Source organism: Xanthomonas sp. D-109 (genome assembly GCF_017746095.1).
Classification (GTDB): domain Bacteria; phylum Pseudomonadota; class Gammaproteobacteria; order Xanthomonadales; family Xanthomonadaceae; genus Xanthomonas_A; species Xanthomonas_A sacchari.
The window spans coordinates 302,414-319,374 of sequence record NZ_JAGHWV010000014.1; the positions used below are offsets into that span (position 1 = coordinate 302,414).

Consider the following 16,961-nt stretch of genomic DNA (forward strand, 5'->3'; position numbering starts at 1 on the left):
GTTTCAACGAGAGCTCGGCATTGCTGCTCAAGACTGCGGTCGATTCCGGCATCACCTCGCCAACCGAACTGGCCAACCTGATGGGCAACGCCGCCGTCGAGACCGGCCACTTTCGCCGCATGCACGAGAACCTGGGCTATACCTCGGCCGACAGCGTGATCGCCGCGGTCTCCTCGGCCGATGACCGCTTCACCCGCAAGCAGGTGGAGGACGCCGTTGCCAGCCGCGATCCGCAGCGCATTGCCACCGTGATGTACGAAAACCGCGCCGATCTTGGCAATACCGAACCCGGCGACGGCTGGCGGTTTCATGGCCGCGGCTATCTGCAGTACACCGGCCGCGACAACTACGAGCGCTACGGCCAGCGCTTCAATGTCGATCTCGCCAACAACCCGGACCTGGCGGCCGAGCCGCAGACGGCGGCCAATCTCGCGGTGGCCTATTGGCGGGATCGCGTGCCGGAGAACCTGCGCGACAACGCCCGTGCGGCGGGCCGCATCATCAATGGTGGCGACAACGGTGCCAACGAACGCGTGCAGGCCGCGAACCAATGGGCCCAGACCATCACGCCCGAGCTGGTCGCCGACATCCAGAGCGGCAAGGTCTCGCTGCAGCAGTTGGCCAGCATGGGTGGAGATGAGCGCAGCCAGCAAACCCGGGCACTGCAGGAGCAGTTGGCTGAACTGGGCTACCGGGGCGCCGACGGCAAGCCGTTGAAGCCGGACGGCGACTTCGGACGCAATACGCGCCATGCCCTGAAAGAGTTCCAGCGCGCGCATGGCCTGGATGACGATGCCGTCGTCGGACGCGACACACGGGCAGCTCTGGCGGAGGCCAAGCGCTCGCCCCTGCTCTCCGAAGCCACGCATGCCGACCATCCGTTCTTCGACGCGTTGCGCGAACGCATGCCCGGCGCCACCGACGCGCAAGTCGCGCACACCCTGCAAGCGGCCAAAGCCGAGGGCATCCAGGGCCCGCAGCAACTGCAGACGGTCACGGTGCAGGACAAGGCTGCGTTCGTCGCCGGCACCACGCCAGGATTTCGTGCGCGTGTCGATCTGGACCAGGCGCCGACGCTGCAGGAAAGCACACGCCAGGTGGATGCGCAGAATCAGCAGCGCGATCAAGCATTGCAGCAGCCTGCCCCGCAGCTGGAACCCGCGCAGGCACGCGGTGGCATGGCGCATTGACGAAGCTGCCGCACTGCTCGTGCAGGACGCGGCGGCTGGATCCCGGTGAGATGTGCACCGGAGACCAAAGCGCTTCTGCCGGAGTAGCGCCTTGGTCCGGTGCCGCAATCCTGCCGATGCGTTTCGCACGTAGCGACGGGAAATGCGGCGCTCGCCCGTCGCAGTCATCCCCTCTCGGTGCCGCGTCGGTTACGATGCGCTCCCGCATCCGAGCCCCGTGCCGCGCCCTGCTGCCGGCAGATCCCCCGTGACCCGCTATTCCGGCCCCCTGCTCACCCGTCCGCTCGCCGCCGCATTGCTTGCCGCGCGCGATGCCGGCGCCGCCACCTGGTCCGGCTCGCTCGACCTGGAGCGCAGTCACGGCCAGGCACTGCTTGGAGCCGAGCGCTGGCAGTGGCAGGGACGCGACTATCCCTATCCGGGCAAGCTCAAGGACCGCACGCTCTACTACTGGGACGGCGAGGACTTCGCCGCGGTGTCGCGCTTCGGCGGCGCGTTGATCAAGCTGGTGCCCACCGAGTGGGGCGCGCCGACCTTCGAGATCGACGGCATCAAGATGTTGCCCAGCGCGCAGCTGTCGCCGTTCGAGGACGCGCGGCGCAAGGTGGCGCTGGTGGAGCCGCGCGGCAAGCAAGTGCTGGATACCTGCGGCGGCCTCGGCTATTTCGCGGCCTGCGCGCTGGAAGCCGGCGTGGCGCGCCTGCACTCGTTCGAGAAGAACGCGGATGTCCTGTGGCTGCGCACGCTCAATCCGTGGTCGCCGGATCCGGCCGCCAGCGACGGTCGCCTGCAGCTGACCCATGGCGATGTCGGCGCCGCCATCGGCGGCATCGCCGATGCGTCGATGGACGCGATCCTGCACGACCCGCCGCGCTTCGGCATCGCCGGCGAACTCTACGCACAGACCTTCTACGACCAACTGGCGCGAGTACTGCGCCGCGGCGGCCGGCTGTTCCACTACACCGGCACGCCGAACAAGCTCACCAGCGGCCGCGATGTGCCGCGCGAGGTGGCCAAACGCCTGGAGAAGGCCGGCTTCGCCGCGCAACTGGCGCTGGACGGGGTGCTGGCCACGCGCCGCTGAGGCGGCAGCGCGCCCAACGCGATATCAGATCGACGCGAGAATGTGCTCGCGCAACCAACGGTGCGCCGGATCGCGGTGCACGCGCTCGTGCCAGAGCATGGCCATCTCGTAGCCGGGCAGTTCCAGCGGCGGCGCGCACACCCGCAGGCCGGGCTGTTCGCGCACCAGCCGCTCGGGCAGCATCGCCACCAGGTCGCTGCGCTGGAGCGCGGCAACGACGAACTGGAAGTGCGGCACCGACAGCACCACCCGGCGCTGCAGGCCATGCGCGCGCAGCGCCGCATCGGTGACGCCGCTGAAACCGCCACCATCGGGCGAGACGATGACATGCTCGAGCGCGCAGAACTGGGCCAGGCTCGGTCGTCGTCGCAACCGCGGATGACCGGCCCGACCGACCAGCACGTAGTGTTCGGCGAACAGCGTGCGCCGGCGCAGGCCGGGCGGCGCGTCGGCGACGGTGTGCAGGGCCAGGTCGATCTGGCCCTGTTCGGCCTGCTGCGCGATCGTCGGCGGCGCCAACTGCAGCACCGCCAATGTTGTACCCGGCGCCACCCGGCGCAGGGCGTCGATCGCCGGCAACAACACGGTGGACGCACCGTAGTCGCTGGCCGCCACCCGCCACAGCGTCTGCGCGCGCGCCGGATCGAACGGCGCGTCCGGTGCCACCGCCTGCTGCAGCGCCTGCAAGGCCTCGCGCAACGGGGCGCGCAGCGATTCGGCGCGGGCGGTGGGGCGCATGCCGCGTGGCCCCGGCAGCAGCAACGGATCGCCCAGCGCCTCGCGCAACTTGGCCAGGTGCACGCTGACCGACGGCTGCGACAGATGCAGACGCGCCGCGGCGCGGGTCACGTTGTGCGTGTCGAGCAACGTGTCCAGGGTCAGCAGCAGATTGAGGTCCAGGCGCCGCAGATCAACCATGGCAATAGCGACCATCAAGGCAATTCATTTCCAGTATAGCGAAGCGCGGCCTAGCGTGGAGACCTTCCCTCACCGAGAACCCGCATGAACGTCCTGCTGGTCTATGCCCATCCCGAACCCGCCTCGCTCAATGGCGCCCTCAAGCAGGCGGCGGTGCACCGCCTGCAGGCCGCCGGCCATCGCGTGCAGGTGTCGGACCTGTATGCGATGGACTGGAAAACCACCGTCGACGCGCAGGACAGCCTGGACGGCGCCGCGGAAGCGCGCTTCGATCCCTCGCGCGACTCGCAGCGCGCCTTCGCCAGCGGCCGCCAGCGCGCGGACATCGCCGCCGAGCAGGACAAGCTGCGCTGGGCCGATGCGCTGCTGCTGCAGTTCCCGCTGTGGTGGTTCTCGATGCCGGCCATCCTCAAAGGTTGGGTGGACCGGGTGTATGCCTGCGGCTTCGCCTACGGCGTCGGCGAACACTCCGACACCCACTGGGGCGACCGCTACGGCGAAGGCACGCTGGCCGGCAAGCGCGCGATGCTGATCGTCACCGCCGGCGGCTGGGAATCGCACTACTCACCGCGCGGCATCAACGGCCCCATCCACGACCTGCTGTTCCCGATCCAGCACGGCATCCTGCATTACCCCGGGTTCGATGTGCTGCCGCCGTTCGTGGTGTACCGCAGTGGACGCATGGATGCGGCGCGTTTCGCGCAGACCAGCGCGGCGCTGGGCGAACGCCTGGACACGCTGTTCAGCACCACGCCGATCGCGTTCCGCAAGCAGAATGCAGGCGACTACGCGATCCCGGCACTGACGCTGCGGGAGGAATTCGCACCCGGCCGCAGCGGCTTCGGCATCCATGTGCTCGACACGGACACGCAAGCGGCGGCGACCTCCGACCGCACAGCGTCGACGCCGACGACGTAGGCGCGGCGCCGACAGCGCACCTGTAGGATGCAGCGATCGCCACTCCGTTGGAGCCGCCGCGCCGATGTCCACCGCCGTCTTCGTCCGCCTGCTCGCCGTGTGCAGCGCCGCCCTGCTCGGCGCCTGCGCCACGCAGGCGCCGCGTCTGCCCGAGCGCACGCCCAGCGAGGTCAAGGCCGACATCGCCCGGCGCATCCCGGCCACGGCGCCCGATCGCCGCGGCTGGGCCGACGACGTCTACGTGGCCCTGGCCTCGCAGAGTCTGGGCACCAATGCCGAGAACATCTGTGCGGTCCTGGCGGTGATCGAACAGGAATCGACCTACCAGACCAATCCACCGGTGCCGGGTCTGGGCAAGATCGCCCGGGCGGAACTGCAGCGGCGCGCGGCGGCGGTGCATGTGCCGGCGTTCGCGCTGGATGCGGCGCTCAAGCTGCGCGGGCCCGATGGACGCAGCTATGCCGAGCGCCTGGCCGCCGCACGCACCGAGCAGGATCTCAGCACCATTTTCGAGGACATCGCCGGCAGCGTGCCGCTGGGCCAGCGCCTGTTCGGCGACCTCAACCCGGTGCACACCGCCGGACCGATGCAGGTGAGCATCGCCTTCGCGCAGGCGCATACCGATGGCTATCCGTATCCGCTGAGCGACGGCGTGCGCCACGCGGTGTTCAGCCGCCGCGGCGGCATCTGGTTCGGCACCCGCCACCTGCTCGGCTACCCGAACGAAGCGGCGATGCTGTACCGCTTCGCCGACTTCAATGCCGGCTGGTACGCCAGCCGCAATGCCGCGTTCCAGGCCGCGCTGGCGCGCGCCAGCGGCATCTCGCTCGCCCTCGATGGCGATCTGCTGACGCCCGGCGCCGACCTCGACGTCCCCGGCGCCACCGAGCGCGCCGCGCGCAGCCTGGGCACGCAACTGGGCATGGACGCGCGCACCATCCGCCGCGAACTGCAACGCGGCGGCGAGGCGGATTTCGCCGACAGCGCGCTGTATCGTCAGGTGTTCGCGCTGGCCGACCGCGATGCCGGCAAGCCACTGCCGCGCGCAGTGCTGCCGGGCATCGCCCTGGAAAGCCCGAAGATCACCCGCAAGCTCACCACCGCCTGGTTCGCGCAGCGCGTGGCCGAGCGCTGGCGGCGCTGCCTGGACAAGTGACGGCCGCGGCGATCCGCCGACCCGATGCTACTTCGGCTTGCGCAGCGCCATCAGCGCCCAGCCCGTGGCGATGGCCAGCGCCAGCAACACGAGGCAGAGCATGCTGTCCCACGCGATCGAGAACCAATAGTGGCCTGGATCGGTCGCCAGCAGATAGATCCGCTTCGGCCCGGCTCTCGGTACGCTGATGTACACGCCGCTCTGCAGGGCTTTCGCCAGCAGGTACAGCTTCATCGCGGCGACCGCCACCATGACCGCCGCCATCAACATCAACACCGGCCGTTCAAGACGCGCGACCAGCCGTTGCAGGCGCGTGGGTGTCGGCATTGGCGGGGGCGGTCGTCGTTTGCGTTTGCCCATGGCCTCCTCGCCTGCGCTGGGGGCTGCATTCTAGAGCGCAGCCGGAGAATGCCGTCACAACGCACCACCGATGCAGCGCAGCGCACAGGGCAAGATGCCTCGCCTGCGCCGCAGCGCCTGCACTATTCCACGGCACGCTGCCCTGGCGCGCCGAGCAGACCGATCCGGCGGAACCACAGTTCCAGCGGCACCGTGACCAGCGGCGGCAGCGCCGCCAGCAGGCTCAACGCCCACGCCCACCAGGGCCAACGCAACCGCAGCGCCGCGAGCAGGCTGGCGACCACGTACAGCAGGAATGCAGCCCCATGCAGACGTCCGAACAGCCACACGCCCAGCTCGGTGGTCTGGGTGCCGTACTTGAGCACCATGCCGAGCAACAGACCGGCCCAGGTCAGGCCTTCGAACACGGCGGCAGCGGCGAACAGCCGGCCCACCGGCGACAACGGACGGGAAGAAGACAATGACACACGCGACTCCAGTGAGGAAACGAGGCCGCGACGCGATGGCGGCGGCGACGCCCGCTGGCAGTTGCATTGTAGAGCGTGTCCTTGCGCGTGGCGCACAGGCGCGACGCGGCCACGGCGAGCGCGGCACAGGTAGCCCCAGCGCACCGATCCGTCATCGCGTGGCCGGCAGTGCGCCGCAGCGCACCGCGGCAGTCCTCAGCGGCGCTGTTCCAGCACGGCCACGTCGTCGGGCGCCAGTTGCACCGTATCGCCGCTGGGCGTCGGCCCCAGCAGCGCGCGCATCGACGCCGGCAGCCGCACGGTGTGTGCGGTGGCGCCATGGTTGATCAGCACCACGATGCGGCGCGTGCCGTCGCTGCGCACGCCCACTTCCACATCCTCCGGCACGTCGGCCAGCGGCGCCTGCACCCCGGCGTCGCGCAACCAGTCGCCGGTGAGGCGATCCAGCGTGGCGTCGTCGAACCAGCCGCCGACATAGCTGATGCGGCCCTTGCCGACGCGCCGGGTCAGCAGCGCCGGCGCGCCATCCAGCCAGCCGTTGGCCGCGCCGTAGTGCAGCGGCGCGGCGGTGTCGGCGGTAGTGGCCTGCAACTGTTCGGCCCAGATCTTGGCGCTGCCGTCGGCGCCCGCGCCGACCAGCGGGATCGGCTTGTCCAGCGCATAGAATTGCTCCACGCGCCCACCGAGCAAGGTCGCCAGCGGACCGGGCTGGCGCTGCGGATGCAGGCCGTTGTCGATGTTCTTCATGCCGCTGCGCGGCCCCAGCACCAGATGCCCGCCGTGTTCCACATAGGCCTTCAGCCGCTGTGCCTGCGCCTCGGTCAGCACGTTCAGCGCCGGCGCCACCACCAGCTTGTAGCGCTCCAGCGGCGCCATCGCCGAGACCACGTCGACCACCTGCGCCTGTTGCCGCAGCGGCCGGTAGAAGCTCTTCATCTGCACGACCGGATCGAAGTCGGCCGCGTGCTTCTGGAAGCCGATCGCCCAGCGGCTGTCGAAGTCGTTGATCAACGCCACCTGCGCCTGCGGCGTGGTGCCCGCCAGCGCCGGACCGGCCTTGGCGAACTCCGCGCCGACCTGCTGGATCTCCGCATACACCGGCACCGGCGCGCCATCGGCGCCGACCAGGGTGCCGTGGTATTCCTCCTGGCCGTTGGGCGCGGCGCGCCACTGCCAGTACGAGACCGCATCGGCGCCATGCGCCACCGCCTGCCACGCCATCGCCCGCACCTGGCCCTTGCGCAGCGCCACGTTGGTCGCGCGCCAATTGACGAAGCCGGGCTGGGTCTCCATCACCCAGTAGTTGCGCTGCTTGTAGCCGCGGGTGAGATCGTGGCGAGCCGCATTGTCCACCCAGTCGTAGCGCTCGCCGGCGACGTAGTCGTCCCAGGCGGCGATGTCGAGCGCGCTGTGCACGGTGTAGGCGTCGAAGCCGGCGAACCAGCCCATGGTGTTGGTGGTGATGAACTGGCGCGGATCGGCATGCGGGCGGATCGCGTCGATCTGGTTGCGCGAGTAGTCGGCCCAGGTGTCGCTGACGAAGCGCTTCCACTCCAGCAGCAGCGCCGGATTCTCCTCGTCCTCGCGCACCGGGATCTGCGCGAAGTCGTTGTAGGTCTGGCTCCAGTAGGCGGTGGCCCAGCGCTGGTTCAGCGCCTCGATGCTGCCGTACTTGCGCTGCAGCCAGGCGTGGAACTGCGCCTTGGCCTCGGGATCGAACGAGGACTGCGCGTACTCGTTGTCCAGTTGCCAGCCGACCACATGCGGGTTGTGCCCGTAGCGCTGCGCCATCTGCTCGGCGATGGCATGCGCGAAGCGCCGGTAGCGGGCGCTGGCGAAGGAGAACTGCTGGCGGTTGCCGTGCTCGTCGCGCACGCCATCCTGGCTGACCCGCAAGGTGTCCGGATAGGCCTGGGTCAACCACGCCGGCGGCGCCGCAGTCGGCGTGCCCAGCACCACCACCATGCCGTGCCGCGCGGCCGCGGCGATGGCGCGGTCCATCCAGTCGAAATCGTACTGCCCCTCGCGCGGCTCCATCCGGCTCCAGGCGAACTCGCCGATCCGCACCACGCGCACGTGCGCCGCCTGCATCAGCGCCAGATCCTGCTCCCACTGTGCCTCCGGCCACTGCTCCGGATACCAGGCCACGCCCAGCAACAGCGGCGCGACGTCGCGATAGCGGGTGGCCTGCGCCTGCGCCGACAACGGCAGGCAGAGCAGGATCGACAGCATCGCAGCGAACAGGGCAACGCCGCAGCGTTGCGGAACACGGAACAGTGGCATGCGCAACACCTTCGCAAGAGGAAACGCCGGCACGCCCCCTGCGCTGTGCCAGCGCCTGCATTGTGCGCAGTTTTGCCATGCGCGCACTTGTGCATCTTGCGGCGTTTGCACGCGCAACTGCGCACAATCCGCACGCCGCACCTCACGCCGCAGCCGGGTGGTGCACCGCGCTGCACGCATCATGCAGCGCGACGCATACGCTGATGTGGATTGAGGAGACGTTGGCGCTTGGGGTGCGCCGCCGGTCTCACTTGCCGGCTTTGGACGACCGCGACATTGAAATGGTCATCTGCGCTGGCTAGCGTCACGCCTCCCCCACTGCTGGACACGCCATGAAGACCCCCCGTTTGCTCGGCACCTTGCTCGCCGCGGCCGCCACGCTGTTCTCCGCCGGCACCGCCCTGGCGCAGACCGTCACCGTGACCCCGAGCGAGGTCCACCAGACCATCCAGGGCTTCGGCGGCATGAACGGCGCCGGCTGGATCGCCGACCTCACCCCGGCCCAGGTCGACCTGGCGTTCGGCAGCGACACCGGGCAGATCGGCCTGTCGATCATGCGCATGCGCATCGATCCGTCCAGCTCCGGCTGGAGCCAGCAGGTGCCCTCGGCGGTGCGGGCCCGCGCGCACGGCGCGGTGCTGCTGGCCACGCCGTGGTCGGCGCCGGCCTACATGAAGTCCAACAACAACCTCAACAACGGCGGCAAGCTGTTGTCGCAGTACTACGATGCCTACGCCAAGCACCTGCTGGATTTCACCGCCTACATGGACGGCAAGGGCGCACCGATCTACGCCCTGTCACTGCAGAACGAACCGGACTGGCATCCGGACTACGAGTCGGGCGACTGGAACGGCACCGACTTCCTCAACTTCATCAGCGCGCAGGGCGCGAAGTTCGGCAAGTTCAAGCTGCTCGCGGCCGAGTCGCTGGGCTTCAACACCGCACTGACCGACCCGGTGCTCAACAGCAGCGCCGCCCAGTACCTGTCCATCGTCGGCGGTCACCTGTATGGCGTGCAGCCCAAGGACTACCCGCTGGCGCGCAGCAAGGGCAAGCAGCTGTGGATGACCGAACACTACACCGACAACACCGACGGCAACGCCTGGCCGTCGGCGCTCGGCGTGGGCAGCGAACTGCACAACAGCATGCTCGCCAACTACAGCGGCTACATCTGGTGGTACATCCGCCGCAGCTACGGGCTGATCGCCGAGAACGGCACGGTGAGCAAGCGCGGCTACGTGATGTCGCAATACGCGCGCTTCGTGCGTCCGGGTTCGGTGCGCATCGGCGCCACCGCCGCGCCGTATAACGACGTCGCCGTCAGCGCCTACAAGACCCCGAGCGGCAAGCTGGTCCTGGTGGCGGTCAACACCGGCACCCAGCATCGTCAGCTCACCGTGCGCGTGCCCGCCGGCAGCGCCACCGCGTTCACCAAGTACAGCACCTCGTCCACTCTCAACGTCGGCTACGGCGGCAAGTACAGCGTCGCCTCGGGCCAGACCGTGGTCTACGTCGACCCGCAGAGCGTGGCGACGCTGGTCGGCGAGTGATCTGCGCGATGGCTTGAGTCGGTCGTATCGACCCGCGGCAGCCGAGCACTGCCGCGGGTTGGTTTCTACCTGCTGCCTAGTTGCGTCGTCGCGGCGCCACGCCTTGCGCGTCTGCACCGCGTTATGCGCCAGCGATCAGCCCAGCTTGGCCAGGAACCCCAGCAGCGCCTGATTGAACTCCTCGGCATGGCTGGTGTTGCAGCCATGCGGCGCATCCTTCAACAGCACCACGTCGCTGCCGGCGATGGCGCGATGGGTGCGCTGGCCCGAGCCCTCGTACGGCACGGTCGCGTCGGCATCGCCGTGCAGCACCAGCGTCGGCACGTCGACCTTGGTGAGATCCTCGCGGAAGTCGGTGGTGCCGAACGCCTGCATGCAGCCCAGCGCCGCGGTCTGGTCGCTCTGCAGGCACAGCGCGATCGCTTCCTGGCGCTGCGCCTCGCTCACCTTCAGCGTGCCGTGGGCACTGAAGAAGCCGCGGGTGAAGTCGTCGAAGAAGGTCTCGCGCGAGGCCTTCAGCCCCTGCTCCATTTCCTGCGCCTGCTCCTTGCTCAGCGGCCCTTCCGGGTTGTCCTCGGTCTTGAGCATGTACGGCGGCACCGCGGAAGCGAACACCACGCCGGCCAGCGCCGCAGTGCCATGCCGCGCCACATAGCGCGCCACCTCGCCACCGCCCATCGAGAACCCGACCAGCACCGCGTCGCGCAGCTGCTTGTCCTCGATGATGCCGGCCAGGTCGTCGGCCAGGGTGTCGTACTCGTAGCCGTCGGCCGGCTTCTCGGAACGGCCGAAGCCGCGACGATCGTAGGCGATGACCCGGTAGCCGGCCTGCTGCAGCGGCCCGACCTGGTCCTTCCAGGCCTCGGCCGACAGCGGCCAGCCATGGATCAGGATCACCGGACGACCGGCACCGCCGGTATCTTCGACATGCAGACGGACACGTGCGCTGGTTGCAGCCATGGGCAGGACCTCGTGGTGGGGAGTCGCGGCAGCTTCCACTGCCGCATGTCCGGCCCGCGTGAGGGCGATGTGTCGGGTGATTTAACGCTGTGCGAAAGCGCTCAACCGATCCGCGATACGGCGCGGGTCAACTGCGCCAGCGCGTCCCGCGCAATGCTGTGGAATGCCGCGGACACATGCACGTCCTCGATGACACGCTCCCAGAACGGCACCGCCATGCCGGCCGCTGCACGCCAGTCGTCGCGCTGGTCTGGTGTCGGCAACGGCAACACATAGGCGCGCTCCACCACCTCGCCGCTGGCCGCGGGTCGGAACGCCATCGGCAGCATGTCGTAGATCGGCGCCAACGCCAGCGGCAAGGCATCGTCCAGCATCAGGCCAGCGTTGCCCAGATGCATGTCGTTGTTGGCGATCAAGGCGCCGAACCAACCGCAAACGCGCAGGCGCTGCGCATCTGCGTCGCTCAGCCAGCCGTCGCGCTGCAGTTGCGGTGCAAACGACCACCAGTCGATGCGCCCATGGCCGAAGTAGGCCGCATCCACCGCGGCCAGCGAGACGAAGCCGCGCCGCCCCAGCACAGGCGTGCGGTCGAACCGCGTGGACTGCAGGAACACGCGACCGTCGCTCTCGAGCAGTTCGCTCTCGGCGGCGGCGATGCCGTGCGCACGCAGGATGTCGCTGGCCAGGTGCTCACACCGCAGCAGGTCGCTCCAACGCTGCGCGGCCGGCGTGCCGGCACGCTCGCTGAACTTGACGATGACCGCCGTGTAGCCGCCTTCCGTGTGCAGTATTGCGGTGAACTTCGGTTGTTCGCCTCCTGCCGACGAGCCCACCGCCTCGCCACGCAAGACGGCATCGGCGCGCTGCGGATAATGCTGGGATCGCTGCGCCTTCTCCAGCGCATCAGCCGGCTGCAGGGCGGCCTGTTGCGCACGCTGCAAAGCGAACTCGCCCAGGACCAGGTCGCCGGGCTGATCGTCGCCATGCCGCAGCAACGACAGCACGACATCGTCAGGCTGCCAGCGCTGCAGGTCCTGCGGCGCGCCGATGTCTTCGGCGACGCGCCGTGCGAAGGCATGGCCGAGGAAGCCTCGCGGGCGCTGATCGTCCAGGAACCACGGCAGCCCCGGGAACACGCCATCGGCGAATTCACCATGCACCAGCACCGGTCGCGCGCTCTGCGGAACGAACAGAAATCCATCGCCGTGCATGGCATGGAGATCGCCAAGCGTCTCGGCGCACCCGTCAGGACGCAGACGGAACAGGGGCCAGCGTCGACCTGCCCGGCCCAGCGTGCGGCTGAGCGCATAGCGCGTGGCGCGTGCCTTGCCGATCCGCAGCACCTGATCGCCAGCAGCGCTGAGCAGACGCGAGACCGTCGGCTGGCTGATGCCGAGCGCCGCTGCGATACCAGGCGCCGTCTCTGCCCCCTCATGGCGCAGAAAAGCAATCAGATCGCGTAGCCGGCCTCGCTCATTCCTGGATTGAATAGATTTATGAATAGATAGTCAAAAGAACTAGACTTGTAAGTAACTGTATTTATTGCCCCTTAGCTCGATACCGGCCCACTGGTGACTGCTGCTTTGAATAGATAACTGAACCGATGGATGGCCAGCCTGCCGAACCTCAGGCGAGCGCTCTGCAGGCGCTCGCCTGACCGATCCGGCAGAAGCGCAAGCGACGAGGCTACGTCCAGTTGTCGTTGCCGAAGTCGCCGTCGTCCTGGAAGTCCTGGCCCAGGTCCTGCTGCGGCGTGTCGTCGTAGTAGTTGTTGGTGATGTTCTCGACCACCGTCTCCTGCGGCGCGCCGCCGCCGAACAGGCCGCCGCCATGGTGGCCGCCCAGCAGGCTTTCCACGCCCTCGAACAGGAACATGCCACCGGCCACGCCGGCCGCGGTGGTGGCCGCGGTGCTGAGGAAGCTGGGGCCACGCGCGGCGGCCGGTGCCGGCGTCGGCTCCGCGGCCGCAGCGCCACCACCGAACCAGCGCTCGCGCCAGCCGGGCGCACCAGCCCCGGCGACGCCTGTGGCAGCGGGCGCAGGCGGCAACGGCGGCGGCGCCGCATTGAAGCCCTGGCCCAGGAAGCTGGCCGGCGGCGGCGGGGGCGTGGCCGCCTGCTGCAACTGCGCGATCTGCGCCTTGGCGGCCTCCAGCGCGTGCTCCAGCAACAAGGTGCGCTGCACCAGCAGATACGCGGCATCGGGTTGATCGGCCAGGCGCGCGTGGATCAGCGCGTCGGCCTGCGGATCTTTGGCCACCCCGCCGGCGCTGCGCAGGCGCGCCAGGAAGTCTTCGAGAAGCTGCTGTTCTTGCGGAGTCATACCCGTACCTGGATGCGATGACCGGCCCAGTGCCGGCACGGCACGGTATGGGCATGGCCAGGGTGGCGCCAAGGGCATGGCCTGCGCGCCAGTGCGCCGGCATTCATCCAGGCGCCGTCGATGCAGGGGCCGGGGCATGACTTCCGACAGGTCCGGACATGGCGCCACTTGACTACATTTGTAGTCAAGCAGGAAGGAGAGCACCGATGCGCGGACGCAACACGCGATGGGCAGCCACATTGGGCTTGGCCCTGCTGACGGCGGCCCCGGCCTGGGCCGGCGAACAGTGGATCGTGGCGACCGATCTGTGGGGCAACCGGCTGTACCAGACGCTGGAGCTGGATGCGCACGGCGACCGGCTGCAGGGACGGCTGGATGCCGACCCGATCCAGGGCACCCGCAACGGCAAGGCGATCGCGTTCACCGCCACCGGCGCCGACGGCCGCCTGTCCCGCTTCGACGGACGCGTGGACGGCGCGCGCATGCACGGCCGCAGCACGCGTCCCGATCCCAATGCCGCCGATGTGCGCGCCACGCATGCCTTCGATGCCTGGCGCGTGCCGGCACGCACGAGCGCCGCGGCGCAGACGCATGTCTTCGTACCCCGCGACTACGCCAACACCTTCAGCGCCGACCGGGCACCGGCGCTGGTGCTGTGGCCGGGCGACAGCGTGCGCACCCAGACCCTGGACTCCGGCGGCGTGGATGCCGATGGCGAGACCCGCGCCCTGTACGGCAATCCGCAGGTCGGCCCGTTCTTCGTCGTCGGCGCCGAACCGGGCGACATGCTCGCCGTGCACCTGGTCGCGCTGCGGCTCAACCGCGACACCGCCGACAGCCTCGACGGCCTGGTCGGTCGCCTGCAGACGCCGTACATGGCGACGCAGGCGGCCGGCCTCGGCAAGCATGTGCGCTGGCACCTGGATCGCGACGCCGGGACGGCCCGCCCACTCGATGCCGACGGGCCGATGCGCACCTTCGCCATACCGGTGCGGCCGATGCTCGGCGGACTGGCGGTGGCGCCGGGATTCGGCAGCGCGGCTCTCTCCACGGGCGACACCGGCGTCGGCGGCGGCAATATGGACTTCAACGCGGTGGTGGCGGGCAGCACGGTGTACCTGCCCGTGCAGCAGCCCGGCGCGCTGCTGTATCTGGGCGATGGCCATGCCGTGCAGGGCGACGGCGAGACCACCCAGTGGGCACTGGAGACCTCGCTGGACGTCGAGTTCCGCGTCGAGCTGGTAAAGCGCCATCCGATCGCGATGCCGCGCGTGGAATCGCCCGAGCAGATCGCCGTGCTCGGCCAGGCCGGTTCCAGCGACGACGCGCTGCGCCTGGCCACTTCCGGCCTGCTGCGCTGGCTGCAGCAGGACTACGGCCTGTCGCTGGCGCAGGCCACCCAAGTGCTGGGTGTCGCGGCCCGCTATCGCGTGGCCAATCTGGCCGGACGCAGCGTCGGCGTGGCCGCCAGCATTGACAAGACGGTGCTGCGCACCTTGCAGCCGATATCGGCGCTAGCGACGGATCGCCCCGACACAACGCCGGCCGCGCGCTAGGTCTGCTCAGGCGCGGCGATCCGCCTCACCCGTTCGGCCCTACTTCGACTTGGCCGTGCTGGAGGACGAGGCGTCGCGTGGCAGCCGCGCGGCCCACATGTTGTCGACCAGGTTTGGATACGGACGGCCGTTCTCTTCTGCCCGTTGTTTCGCCGCTTCCTTCTGCGACGCCGACAACGGCTGGCTGCGCTGACCGCGCGGATTCGGCTTCTTCCACGGGGGCGTCTTGGACGAAGGCATGGGCGTCACGGTGAGCGAAGATATGCCATCGTGATCCGGCCATGCGTGCGTGGAGGGTGAAGGTGCCAGCGGTCGGCTGTGCCGACACTTAGCCGTCCAACATCTTACCGGCGGAGGTGAGATACCTCCTGCGTCATTACATTGAACTCGCCAGATACCGGCTTGATTGGCAATCCCCGCACCCCAGACACTGACGATTGCATCGCGCCAATTCGGGCCTACACTGCCGCAACTCCAGCATTGACAGTCAACTGACCGATGAAGCCGTCATCGGCAATGCCGAGCGATGATCGAATTGTTTAGCAACTAGAACTTCATATGAGCAAGCAACACACAGGCATCAGCAAGTTCCTCAGCTTTGTGCTTCGCCACGAGCCACAGGCCGCTGGCATTACCCTCGACAGCGAAGGCTGGGCAGAGGTCGATGCATTGATCGCAGGTGCTGCGCAAAGCGGCAGGACGCTCGACGCAGACCTCATTCGCGCCGTGGTGGACAGCAGCGACAAGAAACGTTTTGCGCTCTCGGAAGATGGCAGGCGCATTCGTGCCGTACAGGGCCATTCGACCGATAGCGTCGCCATCCAGTACGACGCCAAAGTGCCGCCGGAGTTCCTCTACCACGGCACCGCCACACGGTTTCTGGACGCGATCCTGGCAGAAGGCTTGCGCGCGGGCCAACGGCATCATGTGCACCTGTCGCAAGACATCGCGACCGCGACCACGGTCGGGCAACGTCATGGCAAGCCGGTTGTCCTGAAAGTCGAAGCCCTGCGGATGCACCAGCAGGGCTTTGCCTTCTTTCAGGCGGACAATGGCGTCTGGCTCACACAATCAGTCCCGAGCAGATTTTTCTCGGAAATCTAGTTCCTATGGCTATCTCGCTTCGGCGACCATACCGCGTGTGCGACTAGGCAGGACACTCAGGGACTCATAATCCTTTGCTCCGATTTGGCCTGCGCTACGAGACGATTCCTGCATTACTCCGAATCCACCCCAGCCAACGCGAACACCCAGCGCGGCACCACGGGTTCGCCGGCATAGAAGTCCCTCGGCTTGCCCTCGGCCATCGCCCAGCGGTGCAGCCAGCTGATCCCGCCAGGGCCGGTGTAGCCCTCAGCGTGGGTGTAGGCCGGATCGCGCAGCGCCTCGTCCAGGCCGATGAAGGCATAGCCGCGGCGGCGCGTGGCCGCGACCAGCTCGGGGAAGGCGGCAGCGTTGAGCGCGTTGGCGTGCATCAGCCACACCTGCGGGATGCGGCGGCCGAACAGCGCCTGCGATTCGCGCTCGAAGAAGTCCAGCTTGTTGAGCATGTACGGCACATAGCCCTTGCGCAGGCGCAGCAGCATGGCATCGCGCGCCGGGCCGGGCGGCTCGTCCAGCACATGCGCGTAGGCGAACGCCCACACCCACTCGCCGCTGTCCACGGTGACCGGCGCGATGCGGTAGCCATGCGCGGCCAGGAAGCCGTTGACCGCCTCGCGGTCGGCGACGCTGCGGCCGGTGGCCAGATACGGATGACGGAACCACTGCAACGACTGGCCACGCTCGGCCAGCAACGGCCGCAACGTGCGCTCGCCGCGCACGATCGCGTCCTCGTACGCCGGCACGCCCACCTGGTGCAGGTTCAAGTGGCCATAGGTGTGGTTGCCCAGCGCATAGCCGGCATCCAGCCAGTCGCGCAGCATCGCCACGCGTTGCGGCTGCACCTGTCCATCCTGCTCCAGCTTGTCCTCGTTGACGAAGCCGACGATGGGCACCTGCGCCTGTCGCAGCGAGGCCATCAACTGCGCCTGCAGCGCCGGCAATTGCACCGGCGGCGTCTGCTCGATGCGCTGCCACGGCAGGTCATCGATGGTCACCGCGATGCGGCGCGTGTCGTCCTGGGCCTGGGCGAGCCCAGCAATGCACAGCAGGGCCGGCAGCAACAGGCAGCGAAGCAGTTTCATTGAACGTCCCT

16 protein-coding genes are annotated in these 16,961 nt (G+C 68.6%); 7 read left to right on the forward strand and 9 right to left on the reverse strand.

Features of this window, described 5'->3' with window-relative positions:
* The first annotated feature begins 80 nt into the window (after window positions 1–80).
* Window positions 81–1,190: a peptidoglycan-binding protein gene (locus tag J7357_RS15770; RefSeq protein ID WP_209247883.1), complete on the forward strand. Its 1,110-nt coding sequence runs from the start codon at window positions 81–83 to the stop codon at window positions 1,188–1,190.
* A gap of 247 nt (window positions 1,191–1,437) precedes the next feature.
* Entirely contained in the window at window positions 1,438–2,274 is an 837-nt protein-coding gene (locus J7357_RS15775; RefSeq protein WP_209247885.1) for an SAM-dependent methyltransferase, read from the forward strand.
* Between the two features lie 24 nt (window positions 2,275–2,298).
* Here the strand turns inward: J7357_RS15775 and J7357_RS15780 are convergent, their stop codons facing one another.
* Entirely contained in the window at window positions 2,299–3,192 is an 894-nt protein-coding gene (locus tag J7357_RS15780) for a LysR family transcriptional regulator (RefSeq protein ID WP_209247888.1), read from the reverse strand.
* Window positions 3,193–3,276: 84 nt separating this feature from the next.
* Between J7357_RS15780 and J7357_RS15785 the strand changes: the two genes are divergently transcribed.
* Both J7357_RS15785 and J7357_RS15790 read left to right on the forward strand, forming a co-directional pair.
* On the forward strand, window positions 3,277–4,110 hold the full coding sequence (locus J7357_RS15785) for an NAD(P)H-dependent oxidoreductase (RefSeq protein ID WP_209247889.1): 834 nt from the start codon (window positions 3,277–3,279) through the stop codon (window positions 4,108–4,110).
* A gap of 64 nt (window positions 4,111–4,174) precedes the next feature.
* The gene (locus J7357_RS15790; protein WP_209247891.1) at window positions 4,175–5,266 is read left to right on the forward strand and encodes a DUF1615 domain-containing protein; all 1,092 of its coding nucleotides are present in this window, start codon (window positions 4,175–4,177) and stop codon (window positions 5,264–5,266) included.
* A gap of 27 nt (window positions 5,267–5,293) precedes the next feature.
* On the opposite strand, the gene J7357_RS15795 is transcribed toward J7357_RS15790, so the two are convergent.
* The 3 genes from J7357_RS15795 to J7357_RS15805 form a co-directional block, all read right to left on the reverse strand.
* Entirely contained in the window at window positions 5,294–5,626 is a 333-nt protein-coding gene (locus J7357_RS15795; RefSeq protein ID WP_244667567.1) for a hypothetical protein, read from the reverse strand.
* Window positions 5,627–5,748: 122 nt separating this feature from the next.
* On the reverse strand, window positions 5,749–6,069 hold the full coding sequence (locus J7357_RS15800) for a DUF3817 domain-containing protein (protein ID WP_209247981.1): 321 nt from the start codon (window positions 6,067–6,069) through the stop codon (window positions 5,749–5,751).
* Between the two features lie 219 nt (window positions 6,070–6,288).
* Entirely contained in the window at window positions 6,289–8,376 is a 2,088-nt protein-coding gene (locus J7357_RS15805) for a beta-galactosidase (RefSeq protein ID WP_209247893.1), read from the reverse strand.
* Window positions 8,377–8,708: 332 nt separating this feature from the next.
* Between J7357_RS15805 and J7357_RS15810 the strand changes: the two genes are divergently transcribed.
* Complete coding sequence (locus tag J7357_RS15810) at window positions 8,709–9,926, forward strand: glycoside hydrolase family 30 beta sandwich domain-containing protein (RefSeq protein ID WP_209247895.1); 1,218 nt, start codon at window positions 8,709–8,711, stop codon at window positions 9,924–9,926.
* A 135-nt stretch (window positions 9,927–10,061) separates the two neighbouring features.
* Here the strand turns inward: J7357_RS15810 and J7357_RS15815 are convergent, their stop codons facing one another.
* The 3 genes from J7357_RS15815 to J7357_RS15825 form a co-directional block, all read right to left on the reverse strand.
* Window positions 10,062–10,886, reverse strand: a complete 825-nt coding sequence (locus tag J7357_RS15815) for an alpha/beta hydrolase (protein ID WP_209247897.1) — start codon at window positions 10,884–10,886, stop codon at window positions 10,062–10,064.
* Window positions 10,887–10,987: 101 nt separating this feature from the next.
* The gene (gene yjjJ / locus J7357_RS15820; RefSeq protein WP_343237424.1) at window positions 10,988–12,388 is read right to left on the reverse strand and encodes a type II toxin-antitoxin system HipA family toxin YjjJ; all 1,401 of its coding nucleotides are present in this window, start codon (window positions 12,386–12,388) and stop codon (window positions 10,988–10,990) included.
* Window positions 12,389–12,572: 184 nt separating this feature from the next.
* Window positions 12,573–13,208 carry a DUF2076 family protein gene (locus J7357_RS15825; protein ID WP_209247899.1) on the reverse strand — a complete coding sequence of 212 codons (636 nt, stop codon included), beginning with the start codon at window positions 13,206–13,208 and terminating at the stop codon, window positions 12,573–12,575.
* A gap of 245 nt (window positions 13,209–13,453) precedes the next feature.
* On the opposite strand from J7357_RS15825, the gene J7357_RS15830 reads away from it, so the two are divergent.
* Window positions 13,454–14,764, forward strand: a complete 1,311-nt coding sequence (locus J7357_RS15830; RefSeq protein ID WP_209247901.1) for an acetamidase/formamidase family protein — start codon at window positions 13,454–13,456, stop codon at window positions 14,762–14,764.
* A gap of 39 nt (window positions 14,765–14,803) precedes the next feature.
* Here J7357_RS15830 and J7357_RS15835 read toward each other — a convergent pair whose 3' ends face one another.
* Window positions 14,804–15,004 (reverse strand): hypothetical protein, encoded by a 201-nt coding sequence (locus J7357_RS15835; protein ID WP_209247902.1) that lies wholly within the window; start codon window positions 15,002–15,004, stop codon window positions 14,804–14,806.
* Window positions 15,005–15,322: 318 nt separating this feature from the next.
* Here J7357_RS15835 and J7357_RS15840 point away from each other — a divergent pair, with 318 nt between their 5' ends.
* Window positions 15,323–15,868 (forward strand): RNA 2'-phosphotransferase, encoded by a 546-nt coding sequence (locus J7357_RS15840; protein ID WP_209247904.1) that lies wholly within the window; start codon window positions 15,323–15,325, stop codon window positions 15,866–15,868.
* Window positions 15,869–15,981: 113 nt separating this feature from the next.
* Here J7357_RS15840 and J7357_RS15845 read toward each other — a convergent pair whose 3' ends face one another.
* Window positions 15,982–16,950: a polysaccharide deacetylase family protein gene (locus tag J7357_RS15845; protein ID WP_209247906.1), complete on the reverse strand. Its 969-nt coding sequence runs from the start codon at window positions 16,948–16,950 to the stop codon at window positions 15,982–15,984.
* Between the last annotated feature and the right edge of the window lie 11 nt (window positions 16,951–16,961).

What these genes read in the sequence shown, in the direction of transcription:
- J7357_RS15805 (WP_209247893.1), bottom strand. Translation starts at nt 8,376, where the DNA reads ATGCCACTGTTCCGTGTTCCGCAACGCTGCGGCGTTGCCCTGTTCGCT.
- J7357_RS15790 (WP_209247891.1), top strand. Translation starts at nt 4,175, where the DNA reads ATGTCCACCGCCGTCTTCGTCCGCCTGCTCGCCGTGTGCAGCGCCGCC.
- J7357_RS15795 (WP_244667567.1), bottom strand. Translation starts at nt 5,626, where the DNA reads ATGGGCAAACGCAAACGACGACCGCCCCCGCCAATGCCGACACCCACG.
- J7357_RS15845 (WP_209247906.1), bottom strand. Translation starts at nt 16,950, where the DNA reads ATGAAACTGCTTCGCTGCCTGTTGCTGCCGGCCCTGCTGTGCATTGCT.
- J7357_RS15835 (WP_209247902.1), bottom strand. Translation starts at nt 15,004, where the DNA reads ATGCCTTCGTCCAAGACGCCCCCGTGGAAGAAGCCGAATCCGCGCGGT.
- J7357_RS15785 (WP_209247889.1), top strand. Translation starts at nt 3,277, where the DNA reads ATGAACGTCCTGCTGGTCTATGCCCATCCCGAACCCGCCTCGCTCAAT.
- J7357_RS15815 (WP_209247897.1), bottom strand. Translation starts at nt 10,886, where the DNA reads ATGGCTGCAACCAGCGCACGTGTCCGTCTGCATGTCGAAGATACCGGC.
- J7357_RS15810 (WP_209247895.1), top strand. Translation starts at nt 8,709, where the DNA reads ATGAAGACCCCCCGTTTGCTCGGCACCTTGCTCGCCGCGGCCGCCACG.
- J7357_RS15825 (WP_209247899.1), bottom strand. Translation starts at nt 13,208, where the DNA reads ATGACTCCGCAAGAACAGCAGCTTCTCGAAGACTTCCTGGCGCGCCTG.
- J7357_RS15780 (WP_209247888.1), bottom strand. Translation starts at nt 3,192, where the DNA reads ATGGTTGATCTGCGGCGCCTGGACCTCAATCTGCTGCTGACCCTGGAC.
- J7357_RS15770 (WP_209247883.1), top strand. Translation starts at nt 81, where the DNA reads ATGGGCAACGCCGCCGTCGAGACCGGCCACTTTCGCCGCATGCACGAG.
- J7357_RS15840 (WP_209247904.1), top strand. Translation starts at nt 15,323, where the DNA reads ATGAGCAAGCAACACACAGGCATCAGCAAGTTCCTCAGCTTTGTGCTT.